The organism is Sandaracinus amylolyticus (genome assembly GCF_021631985.1).
GTDB classification, from domain to species: Bacteria; Myxococcota_A; Polyangia; order Polyangiales; family Sandaracinaceae; genus Sandaracinus; species Sandaracinus amylolyticus_A.
The window spans coordinates 23,378-37,788 of record NZ_CP070225.1; the positions used below are offsets into that span (position 1 = coordinate 23,378).

The window sequence follows — 14,411 nt, forward strand, 5'->3', positions numbered from 1 at the left end:
ACGACGTTGGCGACGCCGGTGATCGCGACGGTCGGGATGCGCGCAAGAGCCGTCGTGGAGCGCGCGTTGCACACGCGCGTGCACATGACGTTGCGATGGGCCTCGCTCGCCGGGTGTGCGTTCCTCGTGTCGTGTGGCGGGCCATCGGACGCGCCGGAGCCGTGGTGGGAGGGACATCGCAGCGAGGCCCGCGGGCTCGAGCGCGTCGAGGTCGTGGTCGTGCTGGATGCGCCGCCGGGATCGAGCGCGAGAGAGATCGGCGAGCGCGCGGTGCTCGAGAACCTCGCGTACCTGCTCGGCCAGCGCGACGACGGAACGGCGAGGCCTCGCGCGGGAACGCTTCGAGCGCGCTTCGTCGGCTCGGCCGCGTCGTGCGGTGGGGCGCTCGAGGGCGTCGAGCGGTGTGGCGCGTCGGGCGATCAGCCAGTCCTGTCGCGGGAGTATTGGTCGCCGGATCGCGACGACGCAGCGCTTCTCGAGACCGCGGGCTGCTTGCTGCGAGAGGCGCGCAGCGCGTGCGACGCGCCGGAGTCGCTCGACGTGCTCGACGATGTCCTCGAATCGACGGAGACCGCGCCGATCGGCGTGCTCGTGATCACCGAGCGCGACGATGCATCGCGGACCAGCGGTCACGAGCTCGCAGCTCGGCTCGAGCGACCTGGTGGGCTGGGCGTCATCGGGATCGACGTGTCCTCCGCGCCGCGATGGGCGGCGGCGCGAGACGAGGTCGACTTGCGCTCGGACGCGTGGGTCGACGCCGAGTGCGAGCCCTCCGACGCTTGCCGGCTCCGGTCGTTCGCGGATCTTCTGATCTACGAGTACGCGTGGATGCCCGCGCTCGCCGTCGACTCGAGCGGGCACGTGGCGTGTCGCCTGCTCGAGCGCGTGCCCTCCGGTCGATCGTGCGCTGCGCTCTCGCATCTCGGCCGCTCGGCGACCGCCGAGGCAGATCGCTGTGCGGTCCGGCAGGACCACGCGTCGGGCTGGTACTACGTGCAGGAGCTGCGAGAGCTCCGCTTCGCGCGAGGCCACGAGCCGGTGACCGGCAGCGAGATCGTCGTCGAGTGCGCGCCCGATGCTCGCGCGTGCGGGGGTCACGACGAGTGCGGCGGCGCGCGGCCGCACTGCGACGCGATGCGCGGCGAATGCGTCGAGGACTGCGGACCGGTCTCCGCGCGCTGCGCCATCGACCAGACGTGTGATGATGCGCGCGGTCTCTGTGTGCCGGAGTAGCGTCGCGCGCAGCGTCGGTAACAGCCGCGCTCGTGGCGCCGCGAAAGCTGGTGCTCCTCACCCACGAGGTGCCAGATGCTGGATCGGATCGCGTCCCGTGCTCGCTGGTGTGCGATCGTCCTGTTGCTCGCGGCGTGCTCGGAGAGCGCGAGCGACGCGCCCGACGCGACATCGCCCGGCGATCGCGACGCGCAGGTCGAGCCGATCGATGGTGGATCGATGGACGCCGCGATCCTCGTCGAGGACGCGACGATCCCGATCGACGGCGATCCCGGCCCCGTCGACGCCGCGCCGCCGCGCCCCGATGCCGACGTCACGGGCCTGCGCAGCATCGCCGAGTGGCAGGCGCTCTTCGACGGCGCCACCGAGCGCGAGCATGCGCGCTACGAGCCGCTCAGCGCGTCGGGCAACAGCTGGAGCTATTACGACCTCGCGTACTCGATCGACGGATTGACCGCGATGTTCCGCGCGACCGGCGATCGTCGTTATCTCGATCGCGTGCTCGGGTACGTCGAGAACATGGTCGAGGACGCGCGTCCCTCGTCGTCGCTCCCCGCGAGCCAGTTCCGCGACGAGTACCTGGGCTGGCCCGCGATGGACCACCCGGAAGACGAGAACATCCGCGGCGGCGAGTACCCGCTCTTCGAGAGCTACTGCTTCCGCTACGTCGCGCGGATGCTCCGCGCGATGCGCGACGATCCCTCGGTCTACGGCGATCCCGCCTACCGCGCGCGCTACGACACGCTGCTCGCGTTCGTGCGGCGCAACATCTTCGACAAGTGGATGTCGCGCGGCGCCAACTCGTACGTCTATCGATCGCGCACCCACATGGCCGCGCACTGGGCATACATCGCGCTCGAGCTCGCGGCGCTGACCGACGATCCGACGCAGCGCGCGCGGTATCGCGCGGTGGTCGACGCGATCGATCGCGATCTGCCGAACGAGGATTCGTCGCTGCGCGGACAGATTCGCCCGCACCCGCGCGCGCCCGGCGCGTACACGTGGAGCGATCAGTGGGGCCTCACGACGCCCGCGCAGGACGTCGCGCACGGGAACAACGTCGTCGCGTACCTCGTCGAGGCGCACGACGATGGCAGCGAGTGGAACGACGACGACATGCGCGCGCTCGTCACGCTGATGCTCGACGTGCTCTGGCAGCGCAGCACGACCGGCGCGACGTACCCCGAGCTCGTCGACGGCACCGGCGGCGGCGATGGCTGGTTCAACGACGGCTTCTGCAAGCTCGGGCGCTACGACGTGCGCGTGCAGCGCAGGCTCGAGACCCACGACGTCGGTCGCAACTGGCAGCTCTACGGAAACGCGGCGCTCAACGCACGGCTGCTCGGCGTGCGGTGATCACCCGTCGCGGCGCGGGGGCGGGTAGACTCCCGCCCCATGCCCGTGCCGCCCTCCGAACGCGCGTTGGACGTCGTCGCGCGCACACGCGCCTTCGTCGACGACGAGCTGATCCCGCTCGAGCCCGACCTGCTGAGCAAGGGCTGGGTCGCGATGCTTCCCACGCTGCGCAGCAAGCGCGACGAGGCGAAGAAGCGCGGCCTCTGGGCGCCGTTCCTGCCGAAGGAGCACGGCGGGCTCGGCCTCTCGTTGCTCGAGTACGCGCACGTCAGCGAAGCGCTCGGTCGCGGCCTGCTCGCGCACTGGGTCTTCAACTGCCAGGCGCCCGACGTCGGCAACATGGAGCTGCTGATCGCGCACGGCACCGACGCGCAGAAGAAGCAGTTCCTCGAGCCGCTCACGCGCGGCGACATCCGATCGTGCTTCGGCATGACCGAGCCCGAGCACGCGGGATCGAACCCGGTGTGGATGAGCACGCGCGCCCGCCGCGAGGGCGACTCGTTCGTCATCGACGGGCACAAGTGGTTCACGACCGGCGCCGACGGCGCGTCGTTCTGCATCGTGATGGCGGTGACCGATCCCGAGGCGCCGCTGCACGGCCGCGCGTCGCAGATCCTCGTGCCGACCGACACGCCGGGGTTCCGCATCGTCCGCAACATCAGCGTGATGGGCGAGCCGGGCGCCGATCATCCTTCGCACTCCGAAGTACGTCTCGAGAACGTGCGCGTGCCCGCGTCGAACCTGCTCGGCCCGCAGGGCGCGGGGTTCGCGCTCGCGCAGGAGCGCCTCGGCCCGGGGCGCATCCACCACTGCATGCGGTGGATCGGCATCTGCGAGCGCGCGTTCGAGCTGATGGTGAAGCGCGCCGCGACGCGCGAGCTCTCGCCCGGCAAGCCGCTCGGCACGCAGCAGCAGATCCAGCTCTGGATCGCCGAGAGCCGCGCCGAGATCCATGCCGCGCGGCTCATGGTGATCGACTGCGCGGAGCGCATCGATCGCGTGGGGGCTCACGGCGCGCGCGACTACGTGTCGATGATCAAGTTCCACGTCGCGAACGTGCTGCAGCAGGTGCTCGACCGCGCGATCCAGGTCCACGGCGCGCTGGGCATGACCGACGACACGCCGCTGGCGTACTGGTACCGCCACGAGCGCGCCGCGCGCATCTACGACGGCCCCGACGAGGTCCACAAGGCATCGGTGGCGAAGCGGATCCTCCAGGCCCACGGCATGCAATCGAAGAAGGACTGATCGTATGAGCTCCAACGATTCCCTCGATCGCGCCGAGAGCGTCCGCAAGGGCGCGGAGCTGGATCTCGAGCGACTGCGCACCTGGCTCGAAGGGCAAGGCGTGCGCGGCGAGATCGAGGTGCTGCAGTTCCCGCGCGGCTACTCGAACCTCACGTATCTGCTGCGCGTGGGGGACCGCGAGATCGTGCTGCGACGTCCGCCCGTCGGCGTGAAGATCGCGTCGGCCCACGACATGGGGCGCGAGCACCGCATCCTCAGCAAGCTGCACGCGGTGTGGCCGAAGGTGCCGCGCACGCTCGCGTTCTGCGAGAACGACTCGGTGCTCGGCGCGCCCTTCTACGTGATGGAGCGCGTCGAGGGCGTGATCCTCCGCGCGAAGACGCCGCCCGGGCTCGAGCTCGGCGAGCAGCGCATGCGGCACCTCAGCGAGTCGCTCGTCGACACGCTGGTCGAGATCCACTCGGTCGATCTCGCGGCCGCGGGCCTCTCCGATCTCGGCAAGCCGCAGGGCTACATCGAGCGCCAGGTACGAGGCTGGACCGAGCGCTACGAGAAGGCGAAGACCGACGAGATCCCCGAGCTCGCCGAGGTCGCGAAGTGGCTCGCGGAGAACATGCCGCCGGAGAGCGGCGCCACGCTGATCCACAACGATTTCAAGTACGACAACGTCGTGTACGCGCCGGACCTCTCGCGGATCGTCGCGGTGCTCGACTGGGAGATGGCGACCCTCGGCGATCCGCTGATGGATCTCGGGTGCACGCTCGGCTACTGGATCGACGCCACCGACCCGCCGATGATGCAGGCGATGCGCTTCGGCCCGACGAACCTGCCGGGCAACCTGACGCGCATGCAGATCGTCGATCGCTACCAGGAGAAGAGCGGTCGCGAGGTCACCAACCTGCCGTTCTACTTCACGTTCGCGCTGATGAAGCTCGCGGTCGTCGGCCAGCAGCTCTATGCGCGCTACGTGAAGGGGCTCACGCAGGACCCGCGTTACGCGCTTCTCATCGAGGGTGTGCGCGGACTCTCGCGTGCCGGCATCCAGGTCATCGCATCGAGGCGAATCGACACGCTCTCCACGTGACCTACGTGCGCGGAGCGTGGCACGCACGCCGTGCGTGCTCGGGAATCGTGGCGTGAATGCGACGTGGGGCGGGGTGCTACCACGCAGGATTCCTGGGAGATCCGGCAGGCACTCGGGTTGCTGAGCAACGCCGCCGTGACCATCCCTCCGAACGATTCCGATGCCGACGACCTCCACGCGGAGCTCGATCGGTTGGACCGCGAGCTCGAAGTGCTCCGCACGCGGCTCGCCGACGACAAGGGCGCGTTGCTCGAGGCGCAGGCTCGGTGTCGCGCGTTGCGCGAGCGGAGCGTGGAGCCCGAGCCGGAGCCGAACGCGGGCGGGCGCCGCATGGCGCGGACGTCGCGGCTCGCGTCGACGCGCCTGAGCTCGCGGACGGCGCCGGTCGTGCTGCGCGCGATCGCGGGCGGCGCGTCACGCAACCCGGCGCTGACCTCGGCGGAGATCGCGACGGCGCGTGCGCGCGCGGCGCTGGCGAACGACGAGACCGAAGAGCAGGGCGGGCCCGACGCGGCGTGATGATCGACCCGGCTCCGCGCGCAGGGGGCGCGGAGCCGAGTCGTCGTTCAGCTCGTGAACCCGCAGCAGCCCCAGCTCTCGCACACGCTCCCGTCACCGACCTCGTCCCACGCGCCGGGCGAGCACGAGGTCTCGACGCCGTCGGCGTTGCAGTCGCACTCCCACACGCCCGAGGTCCCGAGCCGGCAGGCGATCGCGAGGTCCGGCCCACGCGGATCCTGCATCGAGCACGTGCCGTAGACCTCGTGCTCGTCGTCGGTGAGATCGCCGTCGCAGACCGACGGCGCGTTGCACACGCCGGGCGTGCCCTGCTCCGCGGAGCAACCGTTCGACGCGCACTCGTCGTCGCTCGTGCACTCGGCGCCATCGGCCTTCGGCTCGACGCACGTGCTGCTGCCGAGGTCGCAGCGCAGGCCCTCGGCGCACTGGCCGGTCGGGCACTCCGCGCCGACGCCGGGCAGCGCCGCGCACGTGCCCTCGACGCCGCTCGAGACACCGCGGCAGTAGCCGCTCGCGCACTCCCACGGCGCACCGCACGCCGCTCCTTCGGCGCCGAGGCCGGTGATCGGATTGCAGCCGAGCGGCGCGTCGCCCATCAGCCGGAGGCGCGCGCTGTACTCCTCGCACGAGAGCGCCTCGAGCGCTGCGACGCACTCGGCCGCGCGCGCGCCGTCCCAGGTCGATCGACCGCGCTCGATCGAGGGTCGGACGAACGCCTCGAGGTCGAGGAAGTTGCCGAGATACGCTTCGCAGCTCGCCTGATCGGTCACCGGCGCGTCGGCGAGCGAGAACTGATGGTGGAGCTCGATCGGCGCGCAACAACCGACCGCCTGCGCGCACGTCGCGGCGGCGAGCTGGTCGCCGTACTCGGCGATCGTGAGCTCGACCTGGGCCCCGCCATCACCGGTGCCGCCATCGCCGCCGCCGGTGCCTCCTCCTCCTCCGCCGCCGCAGCCGCAGAGGATCAGGATCGAGAGCCAACACATCCAGTCCGAGCGCATCGCCAAGCCTCCAGTCCGTGGGTGATCGAGGTCGGACGACTCTGCCGACACGGGCTTACCGCTCGATTACGCGCGCACGCGGCACGCGATTAATCGGCGCAGTAATCGCTGCTCGCTACAGCCCCCGGGCATGACGGATCGACCCTCGTTGCCCGACGGCCCGCCCGTGCTCCGGACCGGCACCACCGAGACGCACTACCACCGCGCCGGTCAGGGCCCGCCGGTCCTGCTCCTGTTCGCCGACGCGACCGCGGACGAGCTCGGCGCGCAGCTGTTCGAGCGCCTCGCCGCCTGCTTCCGGGTGATCGCGCCGGTTCGTCCTGCCGGCGTCGACATCGCGAGCTGGCTGCGCGATCTGATCGAAGGGCTCGGGCTGATCCGACCGGCGATCGTCGCCGACGAGCCGTTCGTGCTCGCGAGCCTCGCGCTCTCGACGCAAGAGCCCGATCGAGTGGGCGCGATCGTCGTGATCGCGCGCGCGCCGCACGATGGCGAGGCGGGCGGCATCCTCTGCGTGCGCGTCGATCCCGCGAGCGACACCACGACGCGCGCGGCCGCGGCGGAGGCGGAGATCGTGCGCTTCCTGAGCCGAGGCTCGCGCTGAGCGTCGATGGTACGCTCGCGGGTCGCGCATGACCCAGCCGTTCGCGCCGAGCTTGCCGGTCCAGCTCAGCGGTTTCGTGGGCCGCGCACCCGAGGTCGCCGAGGTGCGGCGGCTGCTCGCGGAGACGCGGCTCGTGACGCTGACCGGCGCGGGCGGCAGCGGGAAGACGCGCCTCGCGATCGAAGCGGCGGCGCAGCTCGCGCGAGAGCCGTCGCGGAGCGTCGCGTGGGCCGAGCTCGCGGGGCTCTCGGATCCGGCGCTGATCGCGCAGGGCGTCGCGGAGCAGCTCGGCGTGCGCGACGAGCGGAGCGGCTCGGCGACGCGCGCGCTCGTCGAGCGCTGGCGCGATCGACCGATGCTCCTCGTGCTCGACAACTGCGAGCACGTCGTCGACGCCGCGGCGCAGCTCGTCGACACGCTCCTGCGAGGCTGCGAGCAGCTCTCGGTGCTCGCGACGAGCCGCGAGCCGCTCGGCATCGCGGGTGAGCGCGCGTGGATGGTGCCGTCGCTCGCCCCCGCCGACGCGACGCGCCTCTTCGTCGAGCGCGCGCGCGACGTCGCGCCCGCGTTCACGCTGGGGCCGAGCAACGCCGAGGCGATCCACGAGATCTGCCGCCGGCTCGACGGCCTGCCGCTCGCGATCGAGCTCGCCGCGGCGCGCGTGAAGCTGCTGGCGCCGGAGCAGATCCTCGCGCGGCTCGACGACAGCTTCCGGCTGCTGACCTCACGCGCGCGGACTGCGATCCCGCGGCACAGGACCCTGCGCGCGACGATCGACTGGAGCTACGCGTTGCTCTCGGCCGAGGAGCAGCTCCTCCTCGATCGGCTCTCGGTCTTCCGCGGCGGCTTCACGCTCGACGCCGCGGAGGCGGTGTGCGCCGACCCCGAGGACGCGTCGGGCGTCCTCGACGTGCTCGGTCAGCTGATCGATCGCTCGCTGGTCGCGATGCGCGAGGAGCGCGGCGCCGCGCGCTACGTCCTGCTCGAGACGGTGCGCCAGTACGCTGCCGAGCGCCTCGGCGCGCGCGGCGAGACGTCGGCGCTCGAGCGCCGCCACGCCGAGCACTTCGCGGCGCTGGTCGCGGCCGCCGAGCCGCACCTCGTGACCCGCGCGCGGCCTGCGTGGCTCGATCGTCTCCACCGCGAGCTCGACAACGTTCGCCAGGCGCTCGCGTGGAGCCGCGACGCCGATCCCGCGTTGTTCCTCGCGCTCGCTGGGCGCCTGTGCTGGTTCTGGTTCTCGACGGGCTTCTGGTCCGAGGGGCGCAGGTGGTCGGAGAGCGCGCTCGCGCTGCCTGCGTCGACCGCGCCCACGCGCGAGCGTGCGTCGGCGCTGTTCGCTGCGGGGGTGATCGCGTCGCTGCAGAGCGATGCGGAGCGCGCGCGCGGGTGGCTCGCGGAGGCGGTCGCGATCGCGGATGCGCATGGTGACGCGCGGCTCCTCGCGTACGCGCGCAACTACCTCGGCCTGGTGCTCGTGTCGGAGGGGCGCGCCGAGGGCGAGGCTCCGATCCGCGACGCGCTCGAGTGGTTCCGCGCGAACGACGATCTCTACGGGCTGCGTCTCGCGTGGCTCCTGCTCGGCACGCTCTACACGACCCAGGGAACGCTCGATCGCGCGCTCGACGCGATGGAGCAGGGCGTCGCCGCGGCGCGACGCTTCGGCTTGCCGCGCGAGCTCGGCATCGCGCTGCAGATGCTCGGCTCGTCGCTCCTGCGCCGGGGCGATCTCGATCGTGCGGCGGCGCTGTTCCGCGAGTCGTTGGCCGCGCTGCGCGACGATCCCCAGCACCTCTTCCTCGCGCGTGGCCTCGAGATGCTCGGCGCCGTCGCGTGTGATCGCGGCGCGTATGGCGAGGCCCTGGTGATGTTCGGCGCCGGCGAGGCGATCCGCGAGCGGATCGGCGCGAGCATGCTCCCGACCGATCGCGCGCACTTCGCGCCGCGCATCGAGAGGCTCCGCGCGGCGGTCCCGCCCGACGAATTCGCGGCCGGGTGGACCGACGGCAAGCGACTCGCCCTCGACGCCGCGCTGGATCGCGCGCTCGCGCATGCGCCGGTCGTGACCGCGCACGCGCCGGTGGAGACACGCGCTCCCGCGCCGCAGCTCACGGTGCGCGCGCTCGGGCCGCTCGAGATCGAGTGCGGCGCGACGCGGCTCGACGGAGATGCTTGGAGCTCCAACAAAGCGAAAGAGCTGCTCCTGTGTCTCCTCTGCCATCCTGCCGGGCGAACCCGCGATCAGATCGGGCTCGTGTTCTGGCCGGACTCGTCGACGGCGCAGATCAAGAACAGCTTCCACGTCGTCCTCCACCGGCTGCGCAAGGTGATCGGCCGCGCCGACGTCGTGGTCCTCGAGGGCGAGCGCTATCGGATCAACCCGGGCCTCGACCCCTGGTTCGACGCGACGCGGTTCGAGACCGAAGCGGGCCTGGCGCTCCGCGCTCCGCGATCGAGCGAGCACATCGACGCGGCGCTCGCGCTCTACCGCGGCGACTTCCTCGAGGGGGAGACGATGGGCGACTGGTCGCTCGAGCTCCACACCCGGCTGCGCCGCATGCACCACGACGTGCTCACCGCGGCGTCCGAGCTCCGGCTCGACCGCGGGGACGCGGCCGGTGCCGCCCAGATGCTCGAGCAGCTGATCCGCGCCGACGCGCTGCGCGAGGACGCGCACCGACGCCTCATGCGCTGCCATGCGCGCGCGGGCGAGCGTGACCGCGCGCTGCAGCAGTACGAGCGCTTGGTCGCGGTGCTCGCGGATCGGCTCGGCGCGTCGCCGGAGCGCGAGACCATCGCGCTCCGTGACCGGATCCGGCGTGCCGAGCCGGTGTGATCGTCAGTCCGTGCGCTCGCGGAAGTGATTCGCGCGCACGATCGCAGCGAGCACGTCGCGGAGCGGGGCCGACTCGTCGACGACGACGTCGTCGCAGCCCTCGATGCCGTACGAGTAGTACGAGAGGTAGTGCGTGAAGCAGGAGCGCGCCTGCGCGCTGTCTGCGAGCCAGTCGATCAGGCTCTCCGCTCCGTCGAGCGGCACGTCACCGCCCGGCGCGCCGTGCACCACGCCCGTCACGTCGATCGGCATGCCGTTCTCGTCGGCGCGATATCGTCCGAACGCGTCGTAGTGCTCGAGGCTGAACCCGATCGGATCCATCAGGCGATGGCACGCCGCGCACGTCTCGTTCGCGGAGTGCTCGAGATAACGCTGCCGCGTCGTGGTCGTCCCCGGCGTGCGCACCGAGTCGGTGGGGACGCCCGGCGGCGGCGCAGGGAGGTCCTCGCAGAGGAAACGCTCGCGCACCAGGTGGCCGCGCGCGACCGGCGACGACGTCGCAGCGAGCGCGTGACGCGTGAGGACGCTGGCGTGCCCGAGCACGCCCGGCGCGCGCACTGCCGGCAGCGTGACGCGCTGGAATTCGCCGCCTCCGCCGCCGCCCTCGGTGATGCCGTAGTGCGCCCGCAGCGGTGCGTCGACGAAGGTGTAATCGGCCGTGAGCAGCTCGCGGAGCGTGCCGCCCTCGCGGAGCACGTGGAGGAAGAGCGTGCGCGTCTCGCCCAGCATCGACGCGCGGAGCGCGGGCGTCAGCATGAAGACCGCGTCGTCCTTCGCGCGCGAAGGGAGGTCGGCGATCTCCAGCCATCCCATCGCGAACTCACCCATCGTGTCGGCGGCCGCCGGAGTCGCGAGGATGCGATCGAGCTCGCGCGCGAGATCGTCGGGCGTCGCGAGCTGGCCCGCATCCGCGGCGGCGCGCAGCGTCGAGTCGGGCGGTGCGTCGGTGAGCAGATAGGCGAGCTCACTCGCGAGCTCGTGGGGCGTGAGTCGGTGTCGACCCGCGGTCTCCGGCGTTCCGATCTCCCGTCGATAGAGGAAATACGGAGACTGCAGCATCGCCGCGATCACGAGCTCGGCGGCCGCGGGGAACGTCGACTCGGAGTCGAACAGCGCGGCATATGCGGACAGCTGCGTGTCGGAGAGCGGCTCTCGGAACACGCGTGCTCCGAGACTGCGCACGAACTGATCTCGACACGTCGCGTCGATGGTCTGGCAGGTCGTGATCACGGCCAGTCGGTTCGCCACCGCCCACGATGCGACGCGCTCGGCGTGCGTCATCACCTGCTGCGCCCCGAGGTCGCGGATCACGGCCTGCGTCGCGTCGACGCGGAAGCCGTGCACGACCGGATCGGAGAGCACGTCCGCGGTCGGCACGTCGGGTGATTCGAAGATCGCCTCGAGGCTGCGCTGGTATTGGCGCGCGGTGAGGCGGCGCACCATTCGCGGTCCGACGTCGTCACCGCACGTCGTCGGCTCGGGCTCCGGTCCGGGCCGCGGCCCCGAGTCGGACGTCGGCTCGATCCCTCCATCGGTGCCCGGCCCGGGCGTGGGCCCGGGGCCAGGACCCGGCCCGCCGGAGGGCTCTCCGAGGACGCCGAGACAGCCCGTGGCCGCCATCGCGATCGACAGCGCGAGAACGATGCGGGTCATCTTCATGCTCCGATTCCGTCGAGCGGGAGTCGGCTGTTTCCGCCGAAGTTGGTCCGGCCGAACCCTTCGAGGTTCGAGATGCCCATCGCCGTCGCGCAGCTGAGGAGCGCGCGCTGGTGGGCCTCGCCGCGCCCCACGACGTAGCGTCCTTCGGGCGACGTGCGCAGCGCGCCACCCGCGCCGCCTGCGAACACGAAGCGCATGTCGTTGCCGGTGTGGCTGGGCGCATCGCCCATGTCGCGCGCCCAGACGAAGAGCGTCTGATCGAACAGCGTTCCTCGACCGTCGGGCGCAGCGAGCGACTTCGAGCGCGTCACCGCGCCGGCGAAACGCTGCGCGAGCCAGCGCTCGACGCGAGTGAGCTCCGGAATCAGCCCGCTGTGGATGAACCCACTGTGCCAGTCGCCATTGCCGATCTCGGGAATTGCGATCTGAGTGCCGTTGTTGTTCCCGAACTCGACCGCGACGACGCGCGTGAGATCACACGCCATCGCGTCGACCGCGAGGTCGAGACAGGCGGCGTTCTGGAGGAGGATCTCCGAGCTGTCGACGGGGCTCGCGGGGGGGCGGCAACCGCCGCCGCCGGGCTCCATCTCGCTCGCCGCGAGGCGCTCTTCGAGCTGGCGGATCGAGTCGAGGTGGAGCTCGAGCCGATATCGCTCCGAGGCGCCGAGCTGCCCCGAGAGCGCGCCGATCTCGCCGCGCAGGACGTCGAGGACGCTGCGACGACGGCGCAGCAGATCCGAGGGCATCGTCGCGGGTGGCGTCGTCGCGCCCGCGAAGATCGTGTCGAACGCCGCGACGGGCGAGGCGATCGGCGCGAGCGCCATCCCGCTCCGGAAGAACGTCGAGCGCATCTGTCCGGGATGACCACCGAGGACCAGATTGGGAATCGACGTGCGCTCACCCGACTCCGCGAGTCGATCGCTCACGAACTGCTCGATCGAGACGTGGCCGAAGTCCGAATAGCCCTTCGCGCAGAGACCGCCCGGCGAGCCGTGGGTGCCCGCGGTGCCGAAGCTGTCGAGCCCTTCGACGATCACCAGGCTGTCCTTGATGACCGAGAGCGGCTCGTTCATCGGCGTGAACGCGATCCGCGTCTCGCTCGAGCCCGCGGCAGGGGTCCAGTCGCGCGAGCTCGTTCCGGGCGTCACGAAGAGACACAGATACTTCGCGCGTCCCGTGACCTGCGCCGATGCGCTGCGATCGCTCAGCGACGCGAGGAACGGTGAGAGCAACGCTGCGAGGCCGACGTGCTTCGCGAACGTGCGACGGGCGATCCGGGACATCGACGCACCTCCATCGTGTCGGGGGCGCGGAGGCTCGAGTTCGGGTCACTCGAAGTTGAGAAAATGCCGAGGAACATCGGGTGTTCCGCGCGGCGCACGGAGCGCTCCGTGCGCTGCATCGAGATCACTCGGAGCGCGCGACGAATCCGCTGCGTCCTTCCTGACAATCACATCCGCTCGGGAGCGGAGTCGCGACTGCCGCGGTGCCGCGCACACAGATCGTCCCGTCGGAGTTGCCCGGGCCGACCCAGCCGCAGCCGAGCGCGCCCGCAGTGTCCCAGTGCGTGATTCCGCAGTAGTGGAAGTTGCCGAGATCGGTGGCGCCCGAGGGCACGTAGCGCGGCGCGGTGCCGAGCCGTCCGATCCACGGAATCGCCGAGAGCGGCAGGCTCGCGAGCTCGGTGACGGTGGGCATCCGCCAGTCGTCGAAGCCGCCGGCCGTGAGCGCGCCGCAGTACGCCTTGGCGGGCTCCCAGTTGCCGCCGCCGACGAAGCCGGGGTGGGCCTCCCACATCAGGCAAGTCGCGTCGTCGCGAACGACGTCGGGACCGATCTCCGTCGTTCCCGAGCTCGGTGTGCAGGCCGGCGGCGCGATCGATGCGTCGACGTCGACGTGTGCGTCGGGCTCGTCGGGCATGCCGCCGTCGATCGGCGCTTCGTGTCGTCCCGCGTCGCTGGGCGTGCCGCCGTCGCTGGGCGTGCTCGCATCGTCGCCGCGCACGGTGCTCGCATCCTGTGAGGCCTCCGTGCCGGGCTCCGCGCCACAGCCGGAGAGCACGCAGAAGACGATGCAGACTCGCACGCACGTTCCCGTCGTCATCGTCGGGTCAGGTGGCGCGTCGTCGCCGCATCGGGTCAGCGGAGCCAAGGAATCGCGCGGGGCCGGCGTATCCTGGGCCATGCGCCGAGCCCTCGTGTCGGTCCTGCTCGCCGCGATCGCGGCACCGGCCTTCGCACAGTCGATCGCGCCCGACGTCACGTCGCTCACCGGCGCGCTCGCGCTGCACGGCGTGATCGAGGGATCGCGCGCGCACGGCTGCTCGCAGTCGTTCGCGTCGACGTCGCACCGCGCCGAGCTCGCGCTCGACGTGGACGCGCGCGGGGTCGCGGCGCTCACGATCGATCACCACACGCACGAGACGTTCGGGCCCTCGCCGGGCCGCTACATGCGCGAGGGTGGCGAGACCACGCGCACCACCGAGCACGTGCGCGTCGTGATGCGCGGGGTCGCGACGCGCACCGCGACCGGGCTCGACCTCGCGCTGACGAGCGCCGAGCGTGCGAGCGTGATGTGGCAGGGCTGGGGGTCGCTGCCGCTCCCCGTGGCGACGACGACGGTCGTGAGCACGACGATGCGCTGCGCGATCGCGCGCGTCGACGTGCTGCCGAGCACGGGTCGTGAGGGCGAGACTCCCCGCGCGCACGCGGCGCTCGAGTGCACGTTCGACGCCGCGCCGGAGCCCCTCGATCGCTACGAGCCCGGACCGATGATGCTGGGTCGGGGCGCGGGGTTCGTGGTGCGGACCGACTCGCCGATGTGGTCGCACACGCCGGAGCGATCGATCCGCGTCGCGCCGTGATACACGCG

The 14,411-nt window shown here is 71.5% G+C and carries 12 protein-coding genes; 8 read left to right on the forward strand and 4 right to left on the reverse strand.

Features of this window, described 5'->3' with window-relative positions:
• Nucleotides 1-18 precede the first annotated feature (18 nt).
• From I5071_RS00085 to I5071_RS00105, 5 genes are all read left to right on the forward strand, one after another.
• Complete coding sequence (locus I5071_RS00085) at nucleotides 19-1,233, forward strand: hypothetical protein (RefSeq protein ID WP_236519794.1); 1,215 nt, start codon at nucleotides 19-21, stop codon at nucleotides 1,231-1,233.
• A gap of 75 nt (nucleotides 1,234-1,308) precedes the next feature.
• Nucleotides 1,309-2,589 carry a hypothetical protein gene (locus I5071_RS00090; protein WP_236519795.1) on the forward strand — a complete coding sequence of 427 codons (1,281 nt, stop codon included), beginning with the start codon at nucleotides 1,309-1,311 and terminating at the stop codon, nucleotides 2,587-2,589.
• Nucleotides 2,590-2,628: 39 nt separating this feature from the next.
• Entirely contained in the window at nucleotides 2,629-3,837 is a 1,209-nt protein-coding gene (locus tag I5071_RS00095; RefSeq protein WP_419249621.1) for an acyl-CoA dehydrogenase family protein, read from the forward strand.
• 4 nt (nucleotides 3,838-3,841) lie between these two features.
• Entirely contained in the window at nucleotides 3,842-4,921 is a 1,080-nt protein-coding gene (locus I5071_RS00100) for a phosphotransferase family protein (protein WP_236519797.1), read from the forward strand.
• Nucleotides 4,922-4,951: 30 nt separating this feature from the next.
• Entirely contained in the window at nucleotides 4,952-5,440 is a 489-nt protein-coding gene (locus tag I5071_RS00105) for a hypothetical protein (protein ID WP_236519798.1), read from the forward strand.
• Nucleotides 5,441-5,487: 47 nt separating this feature from the next.
• On the opposite strand, the gene I5071_RS00110 is transcribed toward I5071_RS00105, so the two are convergent.
• Nucleotides 5,488-6,441 carry a hypothetical protein gene (locus I5071_RS00110; protein WP_236519799.1) on the reverse strand — a complete coding sequence of 318 codons (954 nt, stop codon included), beginning with the start codon at nucleotides 6,439-6,441 and terminating at the stop codon, nucleotides 5,488-5,490.
• Between the two features lie 130 nt (nucleotides 6,442-6,571).
• On the opposite strand from I5071_RS00110, the gene I5071_RS00115 reads away from it, so the two are divergent.
• Together I5071_RS00115 and I5071_RS00120 are read left to right on the forward strand one after the other, a co-directional pair.
• Entirely contained in the window at nucleotides 6,572-7,045 is a 474-nt protein-coding gene (locus I5071_RS00115) for an alpha/beta fold hydrolase (RefSeq protein ID WP_236519800.1), read from the forward strand.
• A 28-nt stretch (nucleotides 7,046-7,073) separates the two neighbouring features.
• Nucleotides 7,074-9,881: a BTAD domain-containing putative transcriptional regulator gene (locus tag I5071_RS00120; protein WP_236519801.1), complete on the forward strand. Its 2,808-nt coding sequence runs from the start codon at nucleotides 7,074-7,076 to the stop codon at nucleotides 9,879-9,881.
• Nucleotides 9,882-9,884: 3 nt separating this feature from the next.
• Here the strand turns inward: I5071_RS00120 and I5071_RS00125 are convergent, their stop codons facing one another.
• From I5071_RS00125 to I5071_RS00135, 3 genes are all read right to left on the reverse strand, one after another.
• Nucleotides 9,885-11,534 (reverse strand): DUF1592 domain-containing protein, encoded by a 1,650-nt coding sequence (locus I5071_RS00125; protein ID WP_236519802.1) that lies wholly within the window; start codon nucleotides 11,532-11,534, stop codon nucleotides 9,885-9,887.
• Between the two features lie 2 nt (nucleotides 11,535-11,536).
• Entirely contained in the window at nucleotides 11,537-12,823 is a 1,287-nt protein-coding gene (locus I5071_RS00130) for a DUF1552 domain-containing protein (protein ID WP_236519803.1), read from the reverse strand.
• A gap of 124 nt (nucleotides 12,824-12,947) precedes the next feature.
• Nucleotides 12,948-13,643, reverse strand: a complete 696-nt coding sequence (locus I5071_RS00135; protein WP_236519804.1) for a DUF1566 domain-containing protein — start codon at nucleotides 13,641-13,643, stop codon at nucleotides 12,948-12,950.
• 79 nt (nucleotides 13,644-13,722) lie between these two features.
• Here I5071_RS00135 and I5071_RS00140 point away from each other — a divergent pair, with 79 nt between their 5' ends.
• Nucleotides 13,723-14,403 carry a hypothetical protein gene (locus tag I5071_RS00140; RefSeq protein ID WP_236519805.1) on the forward strand — a complete coding sequence of 227 codons (681 nt, stop codon included), beginning with the start codon at nucleotides 13,723-13,725 and terminating at the stop codon, nucleotides 14,401-14,403.
• Nucleotides 14,404-14,411 lie beyond the last annotated feature (8 nt).

Bases quoted from the DNA above. Each gene is read 5' to 3' on its own strand.
- I5071_RS00090 (WP_236519795.1), top strand. From the start codon at position 1,309: ATGCTGGATCGGATCGCGTCCCGTGCTCGCTGGTGTGCGATCGTCCTG.
- I5071_RS00095 (WP_419249621.1), top strand. From the start codon at position 2,629: ATGCCCGTGCCGCCCTCCGAACGCGCGTTGGACGTCGTCGCGCGCACA.
- I5071_RS00100 (WP_236519797.1), top strand. From the start codon at position 3,842: ATGAGCTCCAACGATTCCCTCGATCGCGCCGAGAGCGTCCGCAAGGGC.
- I5071_RS00110 (WP_236519799.1), bottom strand. From the start codon at position 6,441: ATGCGCTCGGACTGGATGTGTTGGCTCTCGATCCTGATCCTCTGCGGC.
- I5071_RS00115 (WP_236519800.1), top strand. From the start codon at position 6,572: ATGACGGATCGACCCTCGTTGCCCGACGGCCCGCCCGTGCTCCGGACC.
- I5071_RS00120 (WP_236519801.1), top strand. From the start codon at position 7,074: ATGACCCAGCCGTTCGCGCCGAGCTTGCCGGTCCAGCTCAGCGGTTTC.
- I5071_RS00125 (WP_236519802.1), bottom strand. From the start codon at position 11,534: ATGACCCGCATCGTTCTCGCGCTGTCGATCGCGATGGCGGCCACGGGC.
- I5071_RS00130 (WP_236519803.1), bottom strand. From the start codon at position 12,823: ATGTCCCGGATCGCCCGTCGCACGTTCGCGAAGCACGTCGGCCTCGCA.
- I5071_RS00135 (WP_236519804.1), bottom strand. From the start codon at position 13,643: ATGACGACGGGAACGTGCGTGCGAGTCTGCATCGTCTTCTGCGTGCTC.
- I5071_RS00140 (WP_236519805.1), top strand. From the start codon at position 13,723: ATGCGCCGAGCCCTCGTGTCGGTCCTGCTCGCCGCGATCGCGGCACCG.